General features: G+C 71.6%; 23 protein-coding genes. 7 read left to right on the top strand and 16 right to left on the bottom strand.

All coding sequences use genetic code 11. From position 1 onward, the window contains the following. Positions 1-17: 17 nt before the first annotated feature. The 6 genes from AC3ANR_RS11270 to AC3ANR_RS11245 are packed head-to-tail and all read right to left on the bottom strand — an operon-like array spanning position 18 to position 5,046. A complete protein-coding gene (locus tag AC3ANR_RS11270) occupies positions 18-806 on the bottom strand; it encodes a tRNA threonylcarbamoyladenosine dehydratase (RefSeq protein ID WP_488288204.1) in 789 nt (262 codons plus the stop codon). Further along, positions 806-1,579 (bottom strand): tol-pal system protein YbgF, encoded by a 774-nt coding sequence (ybgF, locus tag AC3ANR_RS11265; protein WP_488288203.1) that lies wholly within the window; start codon positions 1,577-1,579, stop codon positions 806-808. The genes AC3ANR_RS11270 and ybgF overlap by 1 nt, the downstream gene beginning before the upstream one ends. Further along, entirely contained in the window at positions 1,576-2,106 is a 531-nt protein-coding gene (gene pal / locus AC3ANR_RS11260; RefSeq protein WP_488288202.1) for a peptidoglycan-associated lipoprotein Pal, read from the bottom strand. Before pal ends, ybgF begins: the two co-directional genes overlap by 4 nt. A 23-nt stretch (positions 2,107-2,129) precedes the next feature. After that, positions 2,130-3,413 carry a Tol-Pal system beta propeller repeat protein TolB gene (tolB, locus tag AC3ANR_RS11255; RefSeq protein ID WP_488291790.1) on the bottom strand — a complete coding sequence of 428 codons (1,284 nt, stop codon included), beginning with the start codon at positions 3,411-3,413 and terminating at the stop codon, positions 2,130-2,132. Between the two features lie 20 nt (positions 3,414-3,433). After that, a complete protein-coding gene (locus AC3ANR_RS11250) occupies positions 3,434-4,279 on the bottom strand; it encodes a glycosyltransferase (RefSeq protein WP_488288201.1) in 846 nt (281 codons plus the stop codon). Next, a complete protein-coding gene (locus AC3ANR_RS11245) occupies positions 4,276-5,046 on the bottom strand; it encodes a glycosyltransferase family 2 protein (protein ID WP_488288200.1) in 771 nt (256 codons plus the stop codon). The genes AC3ANR_RS11250 and AC3ANR_RS11245 overlap by 4 nt, the downstream gene beginning before the upstream one ends. 73 nt (positions 5,047-5,119) lie before the next feature. On the opposite strand from AC3ANR_RS11245, the gene galE reads away from it, so the two are divergent. The 5 genes from galE to AC3ANR_RS11220 are packed head-to-tail and all read left to right on the top strand — an operon-like array spanning position 5,120 to position 11,011. Continuing rightward, entirely contained in the window at positions 5,120-6,115 is a 996-nt protein-coding gene (galE, locus tag AC3ANR_RS11240) for a UDP-glucose 4-epimerase GalE (RefSeq protein ID WP_488288199.1), read from the top strand. Next, entirely contained in the window at positions 6,082-7,866 is a 1,785-nt protein-coding gene (msbA, locus tag AC3ANR_RS11235; protein ID WP_488288198.1) for a lipid A export permease/ATP-binding protein MsbA, read from the top strand. The genes galE and msbA overlap by 34 nt, the downstream gene beginning before the upstream one ends. Further along, positions 7,863-8,960 carry a glycosyltransferase family 9 protein gene (locus tag AC3ANR_RS11230; RefSeq protein WP_488288197.1) on the top strand — a complete coding sequence of 366 codons (1,098 nt, stop codon included), beginning with the start codon at positions 7,863-7,865 and terminating at the stop codon, positions 8,958-8,960. Before msbA ends, AC3ANR_RS11230 begins: the two co-directional genes overlap by 4 nt. Before the next feature lie 27 nt (positions 8,961-8,987). Continuing rightward, positions 8,988-9,764, top strand: a complete 777-nt coding sequence (locus tag AC3ANR_RS11225; RefSeq protein WP_488288196.1) for a glycosyltransferase family 25 protein — start codon at positions 8,988-8,990, stop codon at positions 9,762-9,764. Continuing rightward, complete coding sequence (locus AC3ANR_RS11220; RefSeq protein WP_488288195.1) at positions 9,761-11,011, top strand: O-antigen ligase family protein; 1,251 nt, start codon at positions 9,761-9,763, stop codon at positions 11,009-11,011. The genes AC3ANR_RS11225 and AC3ANR_RS11220 overlap by 4 nt, the downstream gene beginning before the upstream one ends. 9 nt (positions 11,012-11,020) lie before the next feature. On the opposite strand, the gene rng is transcribed toward AC3ANR_RS11220, so the two are convergent. Then, entirely contained in the window at positions 11,021-12,502 is a 1,482-nt protein-coding gene (gene rng, locus AC3ANR_RS11215; protein WP_488288194.1) for a ribonuclease G, read from the bottom strand. A 91-nt stretch (positions 12,503-12,593) separates the two neighbouring features. Between rng and AC3ANR_RS11210 the strand changes: the two genes are divergently transcribed. After that, complete coding sequence (locus AC3ANR_RS11210) at positions 12,594-14,030, top strand: PAS domain-containing protein (RefSeq protein WP_488288193.1); 1,437 nt, start codon at positions 12,594-12,596, stop codon at positions 14,028-14,030. Between the two features lie 3 nt (positions 14,031-14,033). Here AC3ANR_RS11210 and AC3ANR_RS11205 read toward each other — a convergent pair whose 3' ends face one another. Genes AC3ANR_RS11205 through AC3ANR_RS11165 form a run of 9 tightly spaced genes read right to left on the bottom strand, consistent with a single transcriptional unit; the run spans position 14,034 to position 20,222 of the window. Further along, the gene (locus tag AC3ANR_RS11205) at positions 14,034-14,639 is read right to left on the bottom strand and encodes a Maf family protein (protein ID WP_488288192.1); all 606 of its coding nucleotides are present in this window, start codon (positions 14,637-14,639) and stop codon (positions 14,034-14,036) included. After that, complete coding sequence (gene rlmH, locus AC3ANR_RS11200; protein WP_488288191.1) at positions 14,632-15,099, bottom strand: 23S rRNA (pseudouridine(1915)-N(3))-methyltransferase RlmH; 468 nt, start codon at positions 15,097-15,099, stop codon at positions 14,632-14,634. Before rlmH ends, AC3ANR_RS11205 begins: the two co-directional genes overlap by 8 nt. Beyond that, positions 15,096-15,767 carry a ribosome silencing factor gene (rsfS, locus tag AC3ANR_RS11195; RefSeq protein ID WP_488288190.1) on the bottom strand — a complete coding sequence of 224 codons (672 nt, stop codon included), beginning with the start codon at positions 15,765-15,767 and terminating at the stop codon, positions 15,096-15,098. Before rsfS ends, rlmH begins: the two co-directional genes overlap by 4 nt. Next, positions 15,767-16,366 (bottom strand): nicotinate-nucleotide adenylyltransferase, encoded by a 600-nt coding sequence (nadD, locus tag AC3ANR_RS11190; protein WP_488288189.1) that lies wholly within the window; start codon positions 16,364-16,366, stop codon positions 15,767-15,769. The genes rsfS and nadD overlap by 1 nt, the downstream gene beginning before the upstream one ends. A gap of 2 nt (positions 16,367-16,368) precedes the next feature. After that, entirely contained in the window at positions 16,369-17,286 is a 918-nt protein-coding gene (hemF, locus tag AC3ANR_RS11185) for an oxygen-dependent coproporphyrinogen oxidase (protein ID WP_488288188.1), read from the bottom strand. A 16-nt stretch (positions 17,287-17,302) separates the two neighbouring features. Further along, positions 17,303-17,950 carry a 1-acyl-sn-glycerol-3-phosphate acyltransferase gene (locus tag AC3ANR_RS11180; RefSeq protein WP_488288187.1) on the bottom strand — a complete coding sequence of 216 codons (648 nt, stop codon included), beginning with the start codon at positions 17,948-17,950 and terminating at the stop codon, positions 17,303-17,305. Continuing rightward, the gene (gene purD / locus AC3ANR_RS11175; protein WP_488288186.1) at positions 17,951-19,228 is read right to left on the bottom strand and encodes a phosphoribosylamine--glycine ligase; all 1,278 of its coding nucleotides are present in this window, start codon (positions 19,226-19,228) and stop codon (positions 17,951-17,953) included. After that, positions 19,225-19,506 (bottom strand): hypothetical protein, encoded by a 282-nt coding sequence (locus AC3ANR_RS11170; protein WP_488288185.1) that lies wholly within the window; start codon positions 19,504-19,506, stop codon positions 19,225-19,227. Before AC3ANR_RS11170 ends, purD begins: the two co-directional genes overlap by 4 nt. Beyond that, positions 19,503-20,222, bottom strand: coding sequence for a YebC/PmpR family DNA-binding transcriptional regulator (locus AC3ANR_RS11165; protein ID WP_488288184.1), 720 nt, complete (start codon positions 20,220-20,222; stop codon positions 19,503-19,505). The genes AC3ANR_RS11170 and AC3ANR_RS11165 overlap by 4 nt, the downstream gene beginning before the upstream one ends. 80 nt (positions 20,223-20,302) lie before the next feature. Between AC3ANR_RS11165 and AC3ANR_RS11160 the strand changes: the two genes are divergently transcribed. After that, positions 20,303-21,889, top strand: a complete 1,587-nt coding sequence (locus tag AC3ANR_RS11160; RefSeq protein WP_488288183.1) for a helicase HerA-like domain-containing protein — start codon at positions 20,303-20,305, stop codon at positions 21,887-21,889. Positions 21,890-21,904: the final 15 nt, after the last annotated feature.

Below are 21,904 nucleotides of genomic sequence, written 5' to 3'. Positions count from 1 at the left end.
TGCAGCAAAGCCTGTGATTATAGCGTGCTTGTTGTCGTGTTTCGACGAACGAGTTGCTCGAGCACCCAACCGGCCGCAGAAAAACCGAAGGTGGACGTCACCGTCACCACGGAACCGTAGCCGGAGCAGTTGAGCGAACCGTCGCCGTCGACCGCGCACGACGGATCGGGCGGCGCCACCGCCTCGCGGCTGAACACGCACGGGATGCCGATGCGCTTGCCCTCGCGCGGCGCGCCGTGGAACTTGCGCAGCCGGTAGCGCACCTGCGCCAGCAGCGGGTCGTGCGTGGTCTGCGACAGGTCGTCGATGTCGACCAGGTGCGCGAACCGCTTGCCGCCGGCCGCGCCGGTGGTGATGAAGGGCGTGCGCGAACTGCGTGCCCACGCGGCCATGGCGACCTTGGCCTTGACCTCGTCGCAGGCGTCGATGACGGCGTCCACCGGCACCGGCAGCAGGCCGGGCCAGTTGTCCGGCTCGGCGAAGTCCTCGACGCCGTGCACCTGGCAGCCGGGATGGATCTGCGCGATGCGCTCGCGCATGGCCTGCACCTTGGCCTGCCCGATGGTGGTTTCGAGCGCATGCACCTGGCGGTTGATGTTGGATTCGGCCACGTGGTCGAGGTCGACCAGCACCAGCGAGCCGACCCCGCTGCGCGCCAGCGCCTCGGCGGCCCAGGAGCCGACGCCGCCGATGCCGACCACCGCGACGCAGGCGCGCCGGATGGCCCGTGCCCCGGCCACGCCGTACAGGCGATCGAGGCCGCCGAACCGGCGGTCCAGGTCCGCGGCCGCCTCCAGGGCGTGCATCAGCGCAGGCGGGCGAGCCGCTCGCGGGCCGCGCCGGCGGCCTCGGACTGCGGGTAGGCCTTCACCAGGTCGCCGAGCGTGCGGCGCGCGCCGGCGTTGTCCTTCAGCTCGATCTGGCAGTTGGCGATGGACAGCACCGCCTCGGGGGCGCGCGCATGGTCCGGCGCCTGCGCGAGCAGGTTGCGGAAGTTGGCGAGCGCGCCGCGGTAGTCGCGGTTGGCGTACTGCGCGTTGCCCAGCCAGAACAGCGCGGAGGGCCGGTAGCCGCTTTGCGGGTACTTGCCCGCGAAGTCGGTGAAAGCGGCCTGCGCCGCCGGGAAGTCACCCTTGCGGAACACCGCGAGCGCGGCCTCGAAGTCGCGCTGCTCGCCGGCATCGGCCATGAACTCGCGGCCGTCGACCGTCACCTTGGTCGGCTCGAACTTGCGCAGGCGGTCGTCCACGCCCTGCGCCAGGTCCTTCTGGCGGCGCTGCACCTCGGCCAGGTCGCGCGCGATCTGCTCGTCCTGCCCGCGCATGCGCGCGAGTTCGCCGCGCAGCGCCTCGATCTGGTTCTGCAACTCCAGCAGGCTGCGGCGCAGCTGCTCGTTCTCCGCGCGCAGGTCGGCGTCCTGCTTGTCGCCGGCGGCGCGCTGCGCGTCGACCTTCTGCCGCAGCTCGAGGATGGCGCGGCGGGCCTCGTCGTCCTCGAACAGGGCCGCATGGCCCGACAGCGGCAGCAGGGCGGCGCAGGCCAGCACCGGCGCGAGCAGGTGGCGTGCGGCGCGCTTCATCGGTAGGCGATCTCGACGCGGCGGTTCTGCGCCCACGAGGCCTCGTCGGTGCCGGCCACCGCCGGCTTTTCCTTGCCGAAGCTCACGGCTTCCATCTGTGCGTCGCCCACGCCCAGCAGCGCCAGCGAGCGGCGCACGGCCTCGGCGCGCTTCTGGCCCAGGGCGAGGTTGTACTCGCGGCCGCCGCGCTCGTCGGTGTGGCCCTCGAGCGCGACCTTGCGCTGCGGGTTGGCGCGCAGGAAGCGCGCGTGCGATTCGATGATGGACTGGAACTCGGGCTTGATCACGAAGCTGTCGTAATCGAAGTACACCAGCCGCGAGACGTTGGCCGGGCCGCCGCGCAGGTCGGTGGCCGGATTGGCGTTCACGGGCTCCACGCGGCTTTGCGTGCCGCTCGTGTCGCCCTGCGACGGGGCCACGGTGGTGCCTTTGCGGTCTTCGACCGGGACGTCGGCGAGCTTGACGCTGGAACCGCAGCCAGCCAGGGTGGCGGCCACCAACAGGCCGGGGAGGATGCGTCGGATCATTGTTTCATTTCTCCTTGTTGAATTCAGCGCTGGAAAGGCCCCCAGTCGGGCTCGCGGATGTCGCCGCCCTGCCCAGCCAGCCGGGCCTTGATCTTGCCATCCAGCGTGCTCGTCATGAGCGCTTCGCGCCCATTCTGCCGCGTGGCATAGACGATCAGCCGGCCGTTGGGCGCGAAGCTGGGGCTCTCGTCGGCGGTGGTGTCGGTGATCGCGGTGGCGTTGCCCGAAGGCAGTTCCATCACGTGCAGCTTGAACGTGCCCTGGATGCGCGAGATGAATGCGAGCCAGCGGCCGTCCGGGCTGATGGCCGGCGAGATGTTGTAACTGCCGGTAAAGGTGACGCGCTCGGGCGTGCCGCCGCCCACCGGCACGCGGTAGATCTGCGGCGAGCCGCCGCGGTCGCTGACGAAGTAGATGCTGCGGCCGTCGGGGGCGTACACCGGCTCGGTGTCGATCGCGGTGGACTGCAGCAGGCGGCGCGGCTCGCCGCCGCCGGCGTCGATGACGTACAGCTGCGAGCCGCCCTCGCGGCTGAGCGTGACGGCGAGGCTGCGGCCATCGGGCGCCCAGGCAGGCGCGCTGTTGGAGCCGCGGAAGTTGGCCAGCAGCCGGCGGCGGCCCGTGGCGACCTCGTGCACGTAGACCACCGGCTTGCGCGACTCGAACGACACGTACGCGAGCTGGCCGCCACTGGCGGACCAGGCCGGCGAGATGATCGGCTCGGGGCTGCTCAGGGCCGACTGCGAGTTCTCGCCGTCGGCGTCGGCGACCCACAGGTTGTAGCGGCTCGCGTTCTTGGTGACGTAGGCGATGCGCGTGGAGAACACGCCGCGCTCGCCCGTGAGCTTCTCGTAGATGAAGTCGGCGATGCGGTGCGCGGCCAGGCGCAGGTCGCCCGCGGTGACCGCATAGCTCTGGCCGCCCAGGTCCTGCGCGCGCACCACGTCCCACAGGCGAAAGCGCACGTCCCAGCGGCCGTCCGCCAGGCGCGCGACGCTGCCCACCACGAGCGAGTCGGCGCCGGCCTGGCGCCAGGGCGCCACGTCGAGGCGGCTGGTCTCGTCCAGGACGCCGCCGGTGCGCGGCGCGATGGCGCGGAACTGGCCGCTGCGCTCCAGGTCGGCCTGCACGATGGCGGCGATCTTCTGCGGCGCCTCGCCCTCGCCCCGGAAGGGGGCCACGGCAATGGGCAACTGGGTCAGGCCCACGCCGGTCACTTCGACGCGGAACTGGGCCCAGGCGGGCAGCGCCGCGGCCGCGCCGATCAAACCCATCAGGTGGCGCCGGCGCCAGGTAGCTGGTGTCATCATGGGCTTCGTGTCTCCATTCAACGATTGAGTTCCGTCACGACCGGCGGCGATGCCGCCGCGGCCTCGGCCAGCCCCGCTTGCGCGCGGACGATGCCGGTGGCCATGCGCTCGTGGACGCGGGCGCGATTGTGCCCTTCGCGGTCGCGTCCGTGTTCAAGGTGCCAGAGGTGGAACACCTCGGTGGCCAGGTAGCCATTCTTGCGCAGGATGCCCGCGTGGTGCAGCCGCAGCACCAGGTCCGCGTCCTCGTGGCCCCAGCCCGAGAAGGTCTCGTCGAAACCGTTGACGGTGCGCAGGTCGCGCAGCCAGGCGCCGAAATTGGCGCTGCGGATGCCCTTCCAGCGGAACGCGCGCTCGATGCGTCCCGGCGCGCCGTTCCACTGCACCAGGTGCGCCAGCTTGTTGACGTGGCCCGCCGCGCGCAGCCGCAGCCAGTCGGCCACGCCGAGCGCGGCCAGGTCCACCTCGCCCGCCGCGACGCGCCGCGACAGCGCCTCGTCCAGCAGCACGCGGCTGCCGTTGACGAAGCAGCCGGCCTGCGCCAGCGCCTCGTGCGCGGCCACGAAGTGCCGCGAGGGGATGCAGTCGCCGTCGAGGAACACCACATAGTCGCCGGTGGCCTGCAGCGTGCCCAGGTTGCGCGCCCGCGCCGCGGTGAAGCCCACGTCGGGATGCCACGCGTGCCGCACGGGGCAGGCGAAGGCCGGCAGCCCGCGGCGCAAAGCCTCGACGTGCTCGGGCCGCGAGCCGTCGTCGGCCACGACCACCTCGTGCGCCGCGCCGCACTGCGGCGCCAGCGCGCGCAGCACCGCGAGCAGGGCGTCGGAACGGTTGTAGGTAAGGACGACGAAGGTCGTCCTCATGGATTGAGGTTCTCCGGTACGTCGCCCTGCTGCAGCAGCCACAGTTTCACGTAGCGGTAGTACGTGCCCTCCGCATTGGACACGGCCAGCATGAAGCCCCAGCGCCCGTCCAGGAACCCCAGGCGCAGCACGTAGGTCCGCACGAACGCCCACAGTCCGTGCAGGACGGCGCGGCCCAGCGACCCCTTGCGCCCCGCCGTGACCATGTCGCGGGCGCTGGCGCTGGAATAGCGATTGATCTTCTCCAGCACCGACTCCATGGTGCGGAAGCTGTAGTGGACGATCGATTCGTGCAGCGTGCCCACCGGGCCTTCGACCTGCAGGTTGGCATGCAGGTAGTGCTCGGTGAAGCGGCCGCAACCGCGGCGCGCAAGCCGCCGCGTGTAGTCGGGACGCCAGCCGCCGTGCTGCATGAAGCGGCCGCAGTACATCGACACGCGCGGTACGCGATACCCGTCGACGCCCTCGCGGGCGATGGCAGTGCGGATCTCGGCGGCCAGCGCCGGCGTGATGCGCTCGTCGGCGTCGAGCGAGAAGAACCAGTCGGCGGTGGCTGCGTCGATGCCGCGGTTGTTCTGCGGGCCGTAGCCCGGCCAGTCGGGCGTGACGATCACCCGGGCGCCTTCGGCCCGAGCCAGGTCAGCGGTGCCGTCGGTGCTGCCCGAGTCCAGCACGATCACTTCATCTGCGAAGCTGGCCGACCGCACGCAGTCGACGATGTTGAGCGCTTCGTTCTTGGCGACGATGACGATGGACAGGCTGGGCATGGGCACAGGGGAAGGCAGTGCCCCACGGCATAATCCCTTCCTTCTTGCAACGGGCATTATTGCACCCTCATCCATGGACCAATCACCCACTGTCGTGGTGGCGGGAGGCGCGGGCTACATCGGGTCGCACATGGTTCGGATGCTGCGCGACAGCGGCTTCCGCCCCGTCATCGTCGACAACCTCGCCACCGGCCATCGCGACGCGGCGGGCGACACCATCCTGGAAGTGGGCGACATCGGCGACCGCGGGTTCATGTCCACCGTGCTGCGCGAGTACCGGCCGCAATGCGTCATGCACTTCGCGGCCTCCAGCCTCGTGGGCGAGTCGATGTCCAACCCGGGCAAGTACTGGCGCAACAACCTCGTGCAGACGGTGAGCCTGCTGGACACCATGCTCGAGCATGGCGTGAAGCAGTTCATCTTCTCCTCCACGGCCGCCACCTACGGCAACCCGGTGAAGGTGCCGATCCCCGAGGACCACCCCACCCGCCCGATCAACCCGTACGGCCACAGCAAGCTGGCCGTCGAATACGCGCTGCAGGACTACGCGGCGGCCCATGGCCTGCGCTCGATCTCGCTGCGCTACTTCAATGCGGCGGGCGCGCATCCGGACGGCTCGATCGGCGAGCGGCACGAGCCCGAGACGCACCTGATTCCGCTGGTGCTGCAGGTCGCCTCGGGCCGGCGCGAGTTCATCTCGCGCTTCGGCGCCAACCACGCCACGCCCGACGGGTCGTGCCTGCGCGACTACGTCCACGTGCAGGACCTGTGCACGGCGCACCTGCTGGCGCTGCGCGCGCTGCAGGCCGGCGCGGCGACCACCGTCTACAACCTCGGCAACGGCCGGGGCCACTCCGTCAACGAGGTGATCGAGGCGGCGCGCCGCATCACCGGCCATCCGATTCCCCTGCGCGACGATCCCCCGCGCGCCGGCGACCCGCCGGTGCTGGTGGCGGACGCGGCGCGCGCGCGCGCCGAGCTGGGCTGGAGTCCGCAGTACGAAGACCTGGACACCATCATCGCCCACGCCTGGCAATGGGAGCGCAGGCTCCACCAGGCGCTGAAGTGATCCGCATCGACCTCTCGTCCGTCCGCTGGCTGGCGCCCTACTTCGGCGGCACGCGCCGCTACTGGGTGATCGCGGCACTGTGCACGCTGGTGAGCTCGGCGGCCGAGCCGCTCGTGCCCGCGCTGCTCAAGCCGCTGCTGGACAAGGGCTTCAACGGCGGCGGCCTGCCGCTGTGGACCGTGCCCGCGGCGTTGCTGCTGGTCTTCGCGGTGCGCGGCGTGGCGGGCTTCGCGGCCGACCTGGCGCTGGCGCGCATCACGCAGGACGGCCTGCAGGGCCTGCGCCGCGCGATGTTCGGCCGGCTGCTGGACGCGCAGCTGGCGCTGTTCGGGCGCGAGAACGCGACCTCGCTGTCCAACACGGTGGTGTACGAGGTGCAGAACGGCGCCACGCTGCTGGTGAATGCGGTGATGGGCCTGGTCAAGGACAGCCTCAGCCTGCTCGCGCTGCTGGTGTACCTGCTGTACCTGAACTGGCAGCTCACGCTGATCGTGTTCCTGGTCGTTCCGGGCGTGGGCTGGATCATGCGCACGCTGTCGCGCCGGCTGTACCGCATCGCGCGCAGCACGCAGGACGCCACCAACGAGCTGGCCTACGTCGTCGAGGAGAACGTGCTCGCCGCGCGCGTGGTGCGGCTGCACGGCGCGCAGGACTCGCAGGCCGTGCGCTTCGCGGCGCTCAACGCGGCGCTGCGCCGGCTGGCGCTCAAGTCCGCCGCCGCCTCGGCCGCGATCACTCCGCTCACCCACATGCTCGCCGCGGCCGCGCTGTCCACCGTGATCTGCATCGCGCTGTGGCAAAGCCGGGACGGCATCACGGTCGGCACCTTCGCCTCCTTCATCACCGCGATGCTGATGCTCATCGCGCCGATCAAGCGCCTGTCCGAGGCCGCCAGCCCGATCTCGCGCGGCCTGGCGGCGGTGCGCCGCGGCGTCGAGCTGGTCGAGCAGACGCCCGCCGAGGCCGGCGGCACGCACGCGCCCGAGCGCGCGGCCGGCCACATCCAGCTGCAGTCGGTGACCGTGCGCTACCGCGCCGACGGCCTGCCCGCGCTGGACCGGCTGAACCTGGACATCCAGCCCGGGCACGTGGTCGCCCTGGTGGGCCCGTCGGGATCGGGCAAGACGACCGTGGCCAACCTGTTGCCGCGCTTCGTGCTGCCCGAGAGCGGCGGCGTGCTGCTCGATGGCGTGGACGTGTCGCAGTGGCGCCTGGACGCGCTGCGCCGCCAGTTCGCGCTCGTGAGCCAGGACGTGGTGATGTTCAACGACACGCTGGCCGCCAACATCGCCCTGTCGCCCCACCCCGACCTCGCGCGCCTGAAGCGCTGCGTGGAGGCGGCCAACCTGCGCGAGCTGGTCGAATCGCTCCCGCGGGGCCTGGACACGGTCACCGGCCACAACGCGGCCCAGCTCTCGGGCGGCCAGCGCCAGCGCCTGGCCATCGCCCGCGCCCTGTACAAGGACGCGCCCATCCTGATCCTCGACGAGGCCACCTCGGCGCTGGACACGGCTTCCGAGCGCCTGGTGCAGGAGGCGCTGCAGCGCCTCGTCGCCGGCCGCACCACGCTGATCATCGCCCACCGCCTGTCCACCATCGAGCATGCCGACCGCGTCGTCGTGCTCGAGGCGGGCAAGGTGGCCGAGTCGGGCACGCACGAGGACCTGCTGGCGCGCGGCGGCCTGTACGCGCGCCTGCATGCGATGCAGTTCGGCGCCGCCGCCACGGAAGGCGCGCCCGAGGCGGCATGAAGCGCATCCTCGTCATCGCCACCCGGCAGATCGGCGACGTGCTCCTGACCACCCCGCTGATCGCCGCCGCGCGCGAGCTGTGGCCCCAGGCGCGCATCGACGTGCTGGGGTTCCAGGGCACGCTGGGCATGCTGGCGGGCAACCCGCACGTCGGCGAGCGCATCGAGACCCCGGCGCGCCTGGGCTGGCGCGGCACATGGCGGCTGGCACGCCGCCTCTGGCGCCGCTACGACCTGGCGCTGGTCACGCAGCCGGGCGATCGCGCGCACCTGATCGGGTGGCTGGCGAGCCGCTGCCGCAGCGGGCTGCTGCCCGAAGCCGGCGGCAGCAACTGGTGGAAGCGCCGCCTGCTCGACCACGCCGTGGTGATCGCCGGCGATCGCGGCCCGGTGCACGTGGTGGTGGAAAAGCTCGCCCTGCTCGATCCCTGGATGCCCGGCGGCGCCGCCCTGCCGCGCGTGCTGCCGCCGGGGCCGCTGCCGTTGCCGCCCGAGCTGCAGCAGGCGCTGCAGCCGCGCTATGCGGTGGTGCATGCGCCATCCATGTGGCGCTACAAGCAGTGGCCGCTGGAACATTTCGCCGTCGTCATCCGCGGCCTGCTCGATCGCGGCCTGCAGGTGGTGCTGACCGGCAGCGGCAGCGAGCGCGACCAGCAGTGCGTGCGGGAGCTGCTGCCCATCGCCGCCGCGCCCGCCCTGCTCGACGCCTCGGGGCGGCTCGACTTCCGCCAGCTCGCCACGCTGCTGCAGGGCGCGGCGCTGTACGTGGGGCCGGACACCTCGGTGTCCCACCTGGCCGCCGCCAGCGGCATTCCCACGCTGGCCGTCTTCGGGCCCACCAACCCGCAGCGCTGGGCGCCGTGGCCGGCCAGGCCGGGCGCGCGCGCGCTGTTCGAGCGCGTCGCGCTGGAGCAGACGGCCGGCAACGTCACCGTGTTCCAGGCCAACCTGCCCTGCGTGCCGTGCGGGCGCGCGGGCTGCGAGGACCACGTCGACAGCCGCAGCGACTGCCTGCCGGCGATCACGCCCGACCGGGTGCTCGCCCGCGCCGACATGGTGCTCGCCAAGGAAGAGCTCGCGGCCCCGGGCCGTTAGACTCGCGGGCCGATCAAGGAGGACGTGGTGCAAACAGAGGGCGCGCAGGTCGCGCGTGGCGTCAACGACTGGGTCGACGCGGTCTTCGTGTTGACGGTGCGCGGCTGGCACGAGCGCCAGGCCCACATCGCCGCCCAGCTCGCGCGGCACGGCATCCGGTTCGAGTACGTGTTCGCCCACGACGCCGACAGCCTGGATCCGCAACTCGTCGCGCGCACGTTCGGCGCGTCCGACCTGAAGGCGGCCCACCAGTCGCTGGTGCTCAAGAACATCCAGGTCTGGCGCGACGCGCTGGCGCGCGGCTGCCGCCGCGTGCTGGTGTTCGAGGACGACGCGGTGCTGGCCGACGGCTTCGTCGCCCGCTTCGACGAGGCCATGCGCGCGGCCACCGCGCTGCCCGAGGGCTGGATGGTGTTCCTCGGCGGCATGGACACCAAGGTGCCCGACAGCTACTTCCTGGCCGAAGGGCCGCTGGTGCCGCTGCCGATCCCCACCGCCGAGGGCTGCGTGCACGACGCGCTGGCCATGCGCCGGCGCCTGGACTGGATCGACGCGCATCCGGTCACGCTGCCCGCCGACCACCTGATGCGCGACGTCGACGCCGCGCAGGGCACGCCCCAGTACTGGCTGCGCCGCCCCATCGTCGAACAGGGCAGCGTGCTCGGCCTGTTCGACAGCGAGCTGGATGCGCACCGGCGCAAGCACGGCCGCACCTACAACATCCTGAGGAACCGATGGAACAAGTTCCAGCGCCGGCGCCTGCGCGAATGGCTCGTGCGCCTGAAGGCCGCGGTGCGGCGATGAACGACGCGATCGCCACCACCGCCCTCCGCGAACCGTGGCCGCTGCGCGCCGGCCAGTGGCTGCTCTTGCTCGCCCTGGTCGGCATCCTGGTGAGTCCCCCGCTGGTCAACGTGGCGCAGGCCGGGCTGATGGGCCTGCTGCTGCTCACCCGCGCCGGACGCGAGCGGCTCGCCTGGACCGGGCGCCAGCCCATGGTGCTGGCCGCCCTGCTGCTGTTCGCGGTGTTCGCGGTCGGCGTGATCGGCAGCGCCGCCGGGACGAAGGAGGGGCTGCTCACGCTGTGGGGCTGGCGCAAGCTGCTGATGGTGCCGGTGGCGATGGCCTTCATGGCGACCCCGCAGGCGCGCATGCGCCTGCTCACCGGGTTCGTCATCGCCGCCTGCGTGGCCGCCCTGGTGTCCTACTTCACGTTCGCCACCCGCATCCAGCTGCCCACCAGCAACTCGGAGGCGAGCGTCTACGGCATCGTCGCCCGCAACCATTCCAGCCAGGGCACGCTGTTCTCCGTGGCGGTGTTCGCCGCCGCCGCCGTGGCGCTCTTCGGCGACGGCCTGTCACGGCGCAGCCGCCAGCTGTTCGCCGCGGCGGCCGTGGTCATCGCGAGCAACATCTTCTTCGTCACGCCCGGCCGCAGCGGCTACGTCGTGCTGCTGGTCTGCGCCGGCGCGCTGGCCTGGGGCTGGGGCCGCGCCCGGGGCCATGACATGCGCTGGAGCCTGGCCGGCGCGGTGCTGCTGGTGGCGCTCACCCTGGCGGGCCTGGTCGCCGTGCCCGCGTCCCGTGGCCGCATCGCGCAGGCGGTGGAGGAGATGCAGACCTACGAGCAACAGGCGAACGTCACCTCGATGGGCATCCGCATCGTGTTCTGGCGCAACACGCTGCCCATCATCGCCCAGCATCCGTGGTGGGGCTGGGGCACCGGCGCGTTCGAGGCGGCCTACAAGCCCATGGTCGCCGGGCAGACGGGGCCGAAGGCGATCGTGACCCGCGACCCGCACAACCAGTACCTCAGCCTGGCGGCGCAGCACGGCCTGCCGGGGCTGGCGATCTTCCTGCTGTTCATCGCCAGCGCGCTGCGCCAGCGTCCGCCGCCGGGCATGTACCGGCTGCTGGGATTGGGCGTGCTCGCCGCCTGGTGCGCCACCAGCCTGGCGAACTCGCATTTCGCCACCTTCACCGAAGGCACGTTCCTGTACTTCTGGATCGGCGCGATGCTGGCCGACGACCCGGACCCGCGACCCGCCTGATCGCGCGCCCTAGAGCAGGACGATGTCGTACTGCTCCTGCCCCATCGCGCTTTCGCTCTGCAGCGAGATCGGCTTGCCGATGAAGTCGGACAGGCCGGCCAGGTACGGGCTCTCCTCGTCCAGGAACAGCTCGATGACCTTGGGCGAGGCGACGACCCGGTATTCGCGCGGGTTGAACTGGCGGGCCTCGCGCAGGATCTCGCGCAGGATGTCGTAGGCCACGGACCGGGCGGTCTTCAGCTGCCCCGCGCCCTGGCAGGCGTGGCACGGCTCGCACAGCATGTGCGCCAGCGACTCGCGCGTGCGCTTGCGCGTCATCTCCACCAGGCCGAGCTGCGAGAACCCGCCGGCCATGGTCTTGACGCGGTCGCGCGCGAGCTGCTTGCGGAACTCGGCCAGCACCGCGTCGCGGTGGTCCTCGCGCTGCATGTCGATGAAGTCGACGATGATGATCCCGCCCAGGTTGCGCAGGCGCAGCTGGCGCGCGATGGCGTGCGCGGCCTCCAGGTTGGTGCGGAAGATGGTGTCGTCGAAGTTGCGCGCGCCGACGAAGCCGCCGGTGTTCACGTCGACGGTCGTCAGGGCCTCGGTCTGGTCGACGATCAGGTAGCCGCCGGACTTGAGCTCGACGCGCCGGCCCAGCGCCTTGGCGATCTCCTCGTCGACGTTGAACAGGTCGAAGATCGGCCGCTCGCCCTTGTACAGCTGCAGCCGCTCCGCCGCCTGCGGCATGAACTCGCGCCCGAACGCCTGCAGGATCGCGAACTGCTCGCGCGAGTCGATCCGGATGGTCTGCGTCTGCTCCGTGACCAGGTCGCGCAGCACGCGCTGCAGCAGGCTCAGGTCCTGGTGCAGGAGCGATCCGGCGGGCAGGCGCGTGGCCGCGTCGCGGATGCGCGCCCAGGTCTTGCGCAGGTAGGCGATGTCCTCCGCCAGTTCCGCGTCGGTGGCGTCCTCGCCGTTGGTGCGCAGGATGAAGCCGCCGCCTCCGCCGGTCTCGGGCGTGCCGACCAGCTTCTGCAGCCGGGCGCGCAGCGCATCGCGCTGGTCGCCGGGGATCTTCTGCGAGACGCCCACGTGGTCGTCCTGCGGCAGGAAGACCAGCAGCCGCCCGGCGATGCTCACCTGCGTGGACAGGCGCGCGCCCTTGCTGCCGATCGGGTCCTTGATCACCTGGACCATCAGCGGCTGGCCCTCGAAGACCTGCTTCTCGATCGGCTTGACCGGCTGCGCCTGGTGCCGCCCGGCGCCCTCGCCCGGCGTGGCGCCGTGCAGGTCCGCCACGTGCAGGAACGCCGCGCGCTCCAGGCCGATGTCGATGAAGGCGGACTGCATGCCCGGCAGCACCCGCGCCACCTTGCCGAGATACACGTTGCCGACCAGTCCGCGCTCGAGCGTGCGTTCGACGTGCAGTTCCTGGACCGCGCCGCTCTCGACGATGGCCACGCGGGTTTCCTGCGGCGACCAGTTGATCAGGATGTCCTGCTGCATTCGTGTTCCGGTTGTCGCATTCGGGGCCGGCACAGGATACCTCAGGCGGTTAGACTGTCGCCGCCCCGAATCGCCGCTGTCGTCCCGCGCCGTGTCCCTTTCCCTCGAATTCCTGCAAGGCGGCGGCGCCATGGGCGAGCGCCTGCGCGCCTTCGACTGGGACAAGCACCCGCTCGGGCCGCCCCAGCACTGGCCCGGCGCCCTGCGCATGGCGCTCAGCCTGTGCCTGAATTCGAGCTTTCCCACCGCGATCTACTGGGGCCCGCAGCTGCACGTCCTGTACAACGACGCGTGGTCGGTGATCCCCGCCGAGCGGCACCCGGCCATGCTGGGCATGCCGGCGCACGAGGCCTGGAGCGACATCTGGCACATCGTGGGCCCGCAGTTCGAGCGCGTGCTGCGCACCGGCCAGGGCGAGGCCCTGTACAGCCAGATGCTGCCGATGGTGCGCGGCGGGCGCGCCACCGAGACCTGGTGGAACTACAGCTTCACGCCGATCCGGCATGCCGACCACAGCATCGGCGGAATCTTCAACCAGGGCAACGAGATCACCGAGGTGGTGCAGGCGCACCGCCAGCGCGAGGCCGAACTCGAGCGCTGGCGCGAGATCTTCCAGCAGGCGCCCGCCGCCGTCGCCCTGCTGCGCGGCCCGCGGCACGTGTTCGAGTTCGCCAACGAGGCCTACCTGCGCCTGGTGGGCAACCGCGACATCATCGGCAAGCCGGCCGTCCAGGCCCTGCCCGAAATCAACGACCAGACCTTCCCCAGGCTGCTGGACGGCGTGTACACGAGCGGCCAACCGTTCCTCGGCAAGGACGTGGCGGTGCGCCTGCAGCGCAAGGCCGACGGCCCGGTGGAGGACTGCGTGATGGACTTCATCTACCAGCCGGTGCGCGACCCCGCCGGCCGCATCGAGGGCGTGTTCGCGCTGGTGACCGACGTCACCGACCGCGCGCGCGCCGAATCGGCGCTGCGCGTGTCCAACTGGCAGCTGGGCGAGGAGCGGGCCCGGCTCGCCTCGCTGATCGATGCCGAGCAGCGCGCGCGGCTGGCGCTGCGGCGCTTCAGCGACACGCTGGAGGCGCAGGTGCGGCAGCGCACGGCGGAACTGACGCAGGCGCTGGACAAGGAAAGCACGGCCACCCACCGGCTGCGCGCGGCCTTCGAGACCAGCCTGATCTTCCAGGGCTTCGTGGACACCGAGGGGGTCCTGCTGGACGCCAACTCCCTGTCGCTGGCGGCCATCCGGTGCCAGCGGCACGATGTCGTCGGCCGGCCCTTCTGGGAGACGCCCTGGTTCTCCGCCACGCCGGGCATGCCGCAGCTGGTGCGCGAGGCCGTCGCCCGCGCGCGCGCGGGCGAGGTCGTGCGGCACGAGATGGCGCTGGATCTGCCCGGCGGCCGGCGCCAGTTCATCTTCTTCCTGCGCCCCGCGTTCGATGCGGCCCGGCGCATCATCGGCATGGTGCCGGAGGCGGTGGAGGTCGGCCCGGGCGGGCCGGCCCGACAGGGGACCGGCGGCGGGTGAGGCTCAGGCCGGGCGCACGCCCAGGGCCTGCAGCAGCTGCGCCGTCTCGTACAGCGGCAGGCCCATCACGCCGGGATACGACCCGCTGATGTGGGAGATCCACGCCGCCGCGCGGCCCTGCACCGCGTACGCGCCCGCCTTGCCCAGCGGCTCACCGCTGGCGACATAGCCGGCGATCTCGGCGCGCGTCATCGGCGCGAACGTCACGCGCGACACGCTCAGTGCCTGCAGCCGCTTGCGGCGGTGCTGCACGGCCACCGCCGTCAGCACCCGGTGCGTCCTGCCGGCCAGCTCGCCCAGCATGCGCGCCGCATCGGCGGCGTCCTGCGGCTTGCCGTAGATCGTGCGCCCGAGCGCCACCGTCGTGTCCGAGCACAGGATCGGCGCGGCTGCGAGGCCGCGCCGGCGCAGCCGCTGCACGGCGGCGTCGAGCTTGAGTGCCGTGACGCGCTGCACGTAGGCCGATGGCGATTCGCCCGGCAGCACCGCTTCGATCGCCTCGCTGTCCTCGTCGTCGCCGGGCAGCAGCAGCTGGTGCCGGATGCCCAGCTGCTCCAGCAGCTGGCGCCGGCGCGGGCTCTGCGAGGCCAGGTAGATGAAGTCACTCACGGTGGTACGGGTGGTTGGCGTTGATCGACCAGGCGCGGTACAGCTGCTCGGCCAGCAGCACGCGCACCATCGCGTGCGGCAGCGTGAGGTCCGACAGCCGGATGCGCTCGTGCGCGGCGGCGCGCAGGGCGGGATCGAGCCCGTCCGGCCCGCCGATCAGCAGCGCGACGTCGTCGCCCTCGAGCTGCCACGCCTTGAGCTTGGCCGCCAGCGCCACCGTGGTGAGCGCCGTGCCGCGCTCGTCCAGGGCGACGATGCGGGCGCCGCGGGGCACCGCTGCCTCGATGCGCTCGCGTTCGGCGGCCATCAGCTGCGCGGTGGTGCGCGAGCCGCGCGGCTCGGTCTTGACGGCCTTGAGCTCGAGCCGCAGCTCGGGCGGGAAGCGCTTGGCGTAGTCGTCCCAGGCGGTGGCGGCCCAGTCGGGCACGCGCTGGCCCACGGCCACCACGACCAGCTTCATGCCTGGCGGGTCGTCTTCTTGGCGGGAGCCTTCTTCGCTGCGGTCTTGCCGGCGGTCTTGGCCGTGGTCTTGCCGGTCGCCTTGGCCGCCGTCTTGGCGGGGGCCTTGCCGGCCGCCTTGGCGGGCGCGGCGCGCGAGGCGGTCGTCCTGGCGGCCTTCTTCGCCGGCGCCTTTGGCTTGGCGGCCTGCTCGGCCGCCTTGGCGGCCGACCTGGCCGCGCTGCTGCGGCGCAGGCTGGTCTTGGCCGGCGCGGCCTTCTTCGCCGGCGCCGGCGCGGGCGCGGCCCCGGCGGGCCTGGGCGCGCCGAACTTCAGGCGGATCGGCTTGTCACCCCAGATCTCCTCGAGGTGGTAGTAGTTGCGGATCGCCGGCTGCATGATGTGCGCGACCGCGGCGCCGCAGTCGACGATGATCCACTCGCCGTTGTCCTCGCCCTCGACGCGCGGCTTGGGAAAGCCCGCGTCACGCACGGCGTCGCGCACGCTGGCGGCGAGCGCCTTGGTCTGCCGGTTCGAGGTGCCCGAGGCCACGATCACCCGCTCGAAGAGGGGCGACAGATGCTCGGTGTTGAAGACCTGGATGTCCTGCGCTTTCACGTCTTCCAGGCCATCGACGATGGCACGCTGGAGCCGTTGGGTGTCTTTCTTGGCGCTTGTCTCTTGGGTCATCAGGTCGGGGCGTAGAGGTGGTTTCGGGCAATATAACTTGCGACGGGGGCGGGAACCAGATGGCCGATCCCCTGCCCCGCCGCCACCAGCGCGCGGATCTGCGTCGCGCTGACGGGCATCGGGGGCAACTCGACGGGCAGCGACCGGCCCGACGGCAGGCGGCTCGCATCGAACGGCGGCGCGCCCGGATCGGGCCGCGCGCGGGCCGCCACGCCCAGGGTGGCGAGGCGGGTGATCTCGGCGCTCTCGCGCCAGCTGTCCAGCGCCTCGGCCTGGTCGGCGCCGATCACGAGCAGCAGCTCGTCGCCCGGAAAGGCGGCATGCAGCTCTCGCAGCGTGTCGACGGTGTAGGTGGGGCCGCTGCGCTGCAGCTCGCGGTCGTCGACCACGGCATGCGGCACCTCGGCGAACGCCAGGCGGGCCATCGCCAGGCGGTGTTCGGCCGCGGTCAGCGCCCTCGCCTTGTGCCAGGCCTGGCCGGTGGGGAAGACGCGCAGTTCGTCCAGGCCGAGCTGCGAAACCGCCGCGCGCGCCAGGGCGACGTGCGCCAGGTGCGGCGGATCGAACGCGCCGCCGAAGATGCCGATGCGCCGGGGCACCGTCAGACCCACTCCCGCGGCTGCAGGTACCGGGTGTAGAGCTCGGCCTCGGGCGTGCCCGCCTCGGGATGCTGCCGGTAGGCCCAGCTGCACAGCGGCGGCATCGACAGCAGGATCGATTCGGTGCGGCCGCCCGACTGCAGCCCGAAATGCGTGCCCCGGTCCCAGACCAGGTTGAACTCCACGTAGCGGCCGCGCCGGTACAGCTGGAAGGCGCGCTCGCGCTCGCCGTAGGGCATGTCCTTGCGCCGCTGCAGGATGGGCAGCCAGGCGTCGAGGAACGCGTCGCCGACCGAGCGGATGACGGCGAAGCCGCCGTCGAAGCCGAGCTCGGACAGGTCGTCGAAGAAGATGCCGCCGATGCCGCGCTGCTCGTTGCGGTGCTTGAGGCAGAAATACTCGTCGCACCAGGCCTTGAAGCGCGGGTACATGTCCGCCCCGAACGGCTCCAGCGACTGCTGGCAGGTGCGGTGGAAGTGCACCGCGTCCTCGTCGAAGCCGTAGCTGGGCGTGAGGTCCATGCCGCCGCCGAACCAGAACGCCGGCGCGCCACCGGCGGGCGTGGCGGAGATCATGCGCACGTTCATGTGCACGGTCGGCGCATACGGGTTGCGCGGGTGGAACACCAGCGACACGCCCATGGCCTCGAACGGCGCACCCGAGAGCTCCGGGCGGTGCTGCGTGGCGGACGCGGGCAGGCGCGGGCCGCGCACGTGCGAGAAGCCGACGCCGGCGCGCTCGAGCACGGGCCCGTGCTCCAGGATCATGGTGACGCCCTCGCCTTGCAGCGGCTCGCCGGGTTCCTTGCGCCAGCGGTCGGTGAGGAACGCGGTTCCGTCGACGGCGCTGCAGGCGTCGGTGATGCGGGCCTGCAACGCCAGCAGCCAGGCGCGCACGTCCTGGGTCGGGTTCGGGCTCATGCGAAGCGGCAAGGAATCATCGGGCGATGGTATCGGATGGGGTGCGTGCCGCCTCGACCAGCCGCACCGGAGCCGCCTGCGAGGGGCGCAAGCCGCGCACGCCGGCATAGGCGCCGGCGATCGCCGCCATGTCGCTCGCCTCGTCGCCCGTCAGCGCAAGGAAGGTCGTGAACCGCACTTCGCGCCGGCCATAGTCGAGGCTGGCCAGGCCCAGAGGAACGCCGGCCTGGCACGCCACGCGGTAGAAGCCGCTGCGCCAGCCGGGCCGCGCGCTGCGCGTGCCCTCGGGCGCGACCGCGAGCCAGAAATAGCGGCCGGCGTCGCGGTGCTGCTGGATCTGCCGCACCATGTCGCCGACCAGGCCGTTGGAGCTCGAGCGCACCACCGGCACGCCGCCGACGCGGCGCAGCCAGCCGCCGAAGACCGGCACGCGGAACAGGCTGTCCTTGGCCCAGAACTGCAGTGGCAGCCCGAACGCCCACTTGGCCAGGATGCCGACCACGAAGTCCCAGTTGCTGGTGTGCGGATAGACGATGACCACGCCCTGCAGCGTGGGCAGGCCGTCGAAGTGCACGCGCCAGCCCGCCAGGCGCAGCAGCCCGGTGGCGAGCCGGCTGCCCTGGAAGCGCAGGGGATGCGGGAGCGGACCGAACTGGCCAGCCACTCAGCGCACGGCCCGGTGGCCGATGTCCCGGCGGTACTGCGCGCCGTCGAAGCGGATCGCCTGCACGATCTCGTAGGCGCGGTTCTGCGCCGCCTTGACCGTGTCGGCCAGCGCGGTGACGCACAGCACCCGCCCGCCCGACGTGACGAGCCGTCCGTCCTGCAGGGTCGTGCCCGCGTGGAACACCACCGCATCGTCCGCCTCGCGCGGGATGCCGGTGACGACGTCGCCCTTGCGCGGGTTGAGCGGGTAGCCCGCCGCGGCCATCACCACGCCCAGCGCCGTGCGCCGGTCCCACTGCAGCTCGACCTGGTCGAGCGTGCCGGCGGTGGCGGCCATCATCACGTCGTACAGGTCGGACTTCAGGCGCAGCAGGATGGGCTGCGTCTCCGGGTCGCCCATGCGGCAGTTGAATTCGAGCGTTTTCACGCGGCCCTGCTTGTCCACCATCAGGCCGGCGTACAGGAAGCCCGTGTAGGGGATGCCGTCCTTCTCCATCCCGCGCACGGTGGGCAGGATGATCTCGCGCATGGCGCGTGCGTGGACGGCGGGGGTGACCACCGGCGCCGGCGAATAGGCGCCCATGCCGCCCGTGTTGGGGCCGCGGTCGCCGTCCTGCAGGCGCTTGTGGTCCTGGCTGGTGGCCAGCGCCGTCACGTTGCGGCCGTCGCACAGCACGATGAAGCTGGCCTCCTCGCCCTCGAGGAACTCCTCGATGACCACCCGCGCGCCGCCCTCGTTGTGGGTGACGCCGAGCTTGTTGTCGAGCAGCATGAAGTCGATCGCCTCGTGCGCCTCGGCCACGGTGGTGGCGACCACCACGCCCTTGCCCGCGGCCAGGCCGTCGGCCTTGACCACGATGGGCGCGCCCTCCCGGTCCACGTAGGCATGGGCCAGCGCGGGATCGGTGAACGTCTCGTATTTCGCCGTCGGGATGCCGTGGCGGGCCATGAAGTCCTTGGAGAACGCCTTGGAGCTCTCCAGCTGCGCGGCGGCCCGGGTGGGACCGAAGATGCGCAGCCCGTGCGAGCGGAACTCGTCCACCACGCCCGCGGCCAGCGGCGCCTCGGGGCCGACCACCGTCAGCGCGATCTTCTGCTGCTGGGCCCACTGGCGCAGCGCCACCGTCGCGGTCAGCGGCACGTTCTCCAGCCGCGCGTCCTGCGCCGTGCCGCCGTTGCCGGGAGCGACGTAGACCGCCTGCACCTTGGGCGACTGGGCCAGCTTCCAGGCCAGCGCGTGTTCGCGGCCGCCGCCGCCGATGACCAGGACCTTCATCGCGGCAACCTGAAGAAGATGAGCCAGCTCACGTAGCCGAGCAGGACGAGGACGATGGGAATGAGCAGCGTGACCACCTTGCGGGCGCGGCCCTGCAGGGCGAGGGCCTGGTCGTTGACCTGGCCGGCCTTGGCGATGTTGGCGCGCTGCTCGTCGATGAGCGACTTCTGGTTGGCCACCGCTTCCTGCTGCAGGGCGATGGCCTGGCGGCGCAGCTCGTTGCCCTCGCGCAGCAGCTGCTCGATGCGATCGAGCTGGGGAGTCGTCGCCTCGGTCATAGCGAGGCGTTGTGGAAGACGTCCTGCACGTCGTCCAGGTCCTCGAGCATGTCCAGCAGCTTCTGCATGCGGGCCGCGTCGTCGCCGGCGAGCTCGATGGTGTTCTCGGGCCGCATGGTGACCTCGGCCACCTCGGGCCGCAGCCCGGCGGCTTCCAGCGCGTTCTTGACCTTCTCGAAGTCGGCCGGCGCGGTCAGCACCTCGATGGCGCCGTCGTCGTCGGTGACGACGTCCTCGGCGCCAGCCTCGAGCGCGACCTCCATCACCTTGTCCTCGTCGGTGCCGGGCGCCAGGATCAGCTGGCCGCAATGCTTGAACTGGAACGCGACCGAGCCCTCGGTGCCCAGGTTGCCGCCGTACTTGCTGAACACGTGCCGCACCTCGGCCACCGTGCGCACCTTGTTGTCGGTCATGGTGTCCACGATCACGGCCGCGCCGCCGATGCCGTAGCCCTCGTAGCGGATCTCCTCGTAGTTCACGCCCTCGAGGTTGCCGGTGGCCTTGTCGATGTTGCGCTTGATGGTGTCGGCCGGCATGTTGGCCGCCTTGGCCTTGTCGACCGCCAGCCGCAGGCGCGGGTTGGCGTTGAGGTCGCCGCCGCCCTGCCGGGCCGCCACCATGATCTCCCGGATCACGCGCGTCCAGATCTTGCCGCGCTTTTCATCCTGCCGCCCCTTGCGGTGCTGGATGTTCGCCCATTTGCTGTGTCCGGCCACTTTGTGTCGTTCCTCGTCTGCTCGCCTGCGATGCCGAGCGCATTGCTATATTGCTGCGACCCGCATTCTACTTTTCACCTATGGCCGACCCGCTGCTGCTCGCCAAGAACGGCGACACCGACTGTTTCCTGCTGCCGGCGCTGGCCAATCGGCACGGCCTGATCACCGGCGCCACCGGCACCGGCAAGACCGTGAGCCTGCAGACGCTGGCGGAGAACTTCTCCCGCATCGGCGTGCCGGTCTTCATGGCCGACATCAAGGGCGACCTGACCGGCATCAGCCAGGCCGGGCACCTGCCGCCCAAGATGGCCGCGATGCTGAAGGAGCGGGGCCTGCCCGCGCCGGAGCCGGTCGCCTGCCCGACCACCCTGTGGGACGTGTTCGGCGAGCAGGGCCACCCGGTGCGCGCCACCGTCTCGGACATGGGGCCGCTGCTTCTGTCGCGCATGCTGGGGCTGAACGAGACCCAGGCCGGCGTGCTGCAGGTGGTGTTCAAGATCGCCGACGACAACGGCCTGCTGCTGCTGGACCTGAAGGACCTGCGCGCGATGCTGCAGCACGTGGGCGACAACGCCAGCCAGTTCACCACCGCGTACGGCAACATCTCCGCGGCCAGCGTGGGCATCATCCAGCGCGGGCTGCTGCAGATCGAGGCCCAGGGCGGCGACCGCTTCTTCGGCGAGCCGATGCTCAACATCCAGGACTTCCTGCAGACCAGCGAGTCCGGCATGGGCGTGGTGAACATCCTGGCGGCCGACAAGCTGCTGCAGTCGCCGCGCCTGTACGCGACCTTCCTGCTGTGGATGCTGTCGGACCTGTACGAGCAGCTGCCCGAGATCGGCGACCCCGACAAGCCCAAGCTGGTGTTCTTCTTCGACGAGGCGCACCTGCTGTTCAAGGACGCGCCCGCGGCGCTCGTCGAGCGCATCGAACTGGTGGTGCGGCTGGTGCGCTCCAAGGGCGTCGGCGTGTACTTCGTCACCCAGAACCCGCTGGACATTCCCGACACGGTGCTCGCGCAGCTGGGCAACCGCGTGCAGCACGCGCTGCGCGCCTTCACCCCGCGCGACCAGAAGGCGGTCAAGGCCACGGCGCAGACCATGCGCCAGAAGCCGGGGCTGGACATCGAGACGGCCATCACCGAGCTGGCGGTGGGCGAGGCGCTGGTCAGCCTGCTCGACGCCAAGGGCCGGCCCAGCGTGACCGAGCGGGTGTTCGTCATCCCGCCGGGCAGCCAGATCGGCCCCATCACGCCGGAACAGCGCCAGGCCCTGCTGGCCAACTCCATCGTCGCCGGCGTGTACGACCAGGCCGTGGACCGCGAGTCGGCCTACGAGAAGATCCGGGGCCGAGCGGCGGCGCCCGCCCCGGCCAACGGCCGGCCGGCACCGACCGCGACGGCCGGCGCGGCGTCGACGGCCACCGGCGCCGGCATCCCCGGCCCGGCCTCGGGCGGCGCCGACCAGCCCGCTTCCGGCGGCCTCCTGGGCGGCCTGGCGGGGCCGCTGAAGGACGTGCTGCTCGGCTCCACCGGCCCGCGCGGCGGCCGCCATGAAGGGCTGGCCGAGTCGATGGCCCGCTCGGCCATGCGAACCATCGGCAGCAGCGTGGGCCGCGAGATCGTTCGCGGCGTGCTGGGCAGCCTGCTCGGCAGCGGCCGGCGCTAGAACCGCCGCAAGGCC

The organism is Ramlibacter sp. JJN2-2R, assembly GCF_057747835.1.
The sequence above is the reverse complement of the archived record's forward strand: the minus strand, read 5'-3'. Positions and strand labels throughout refer to the sequence as shown.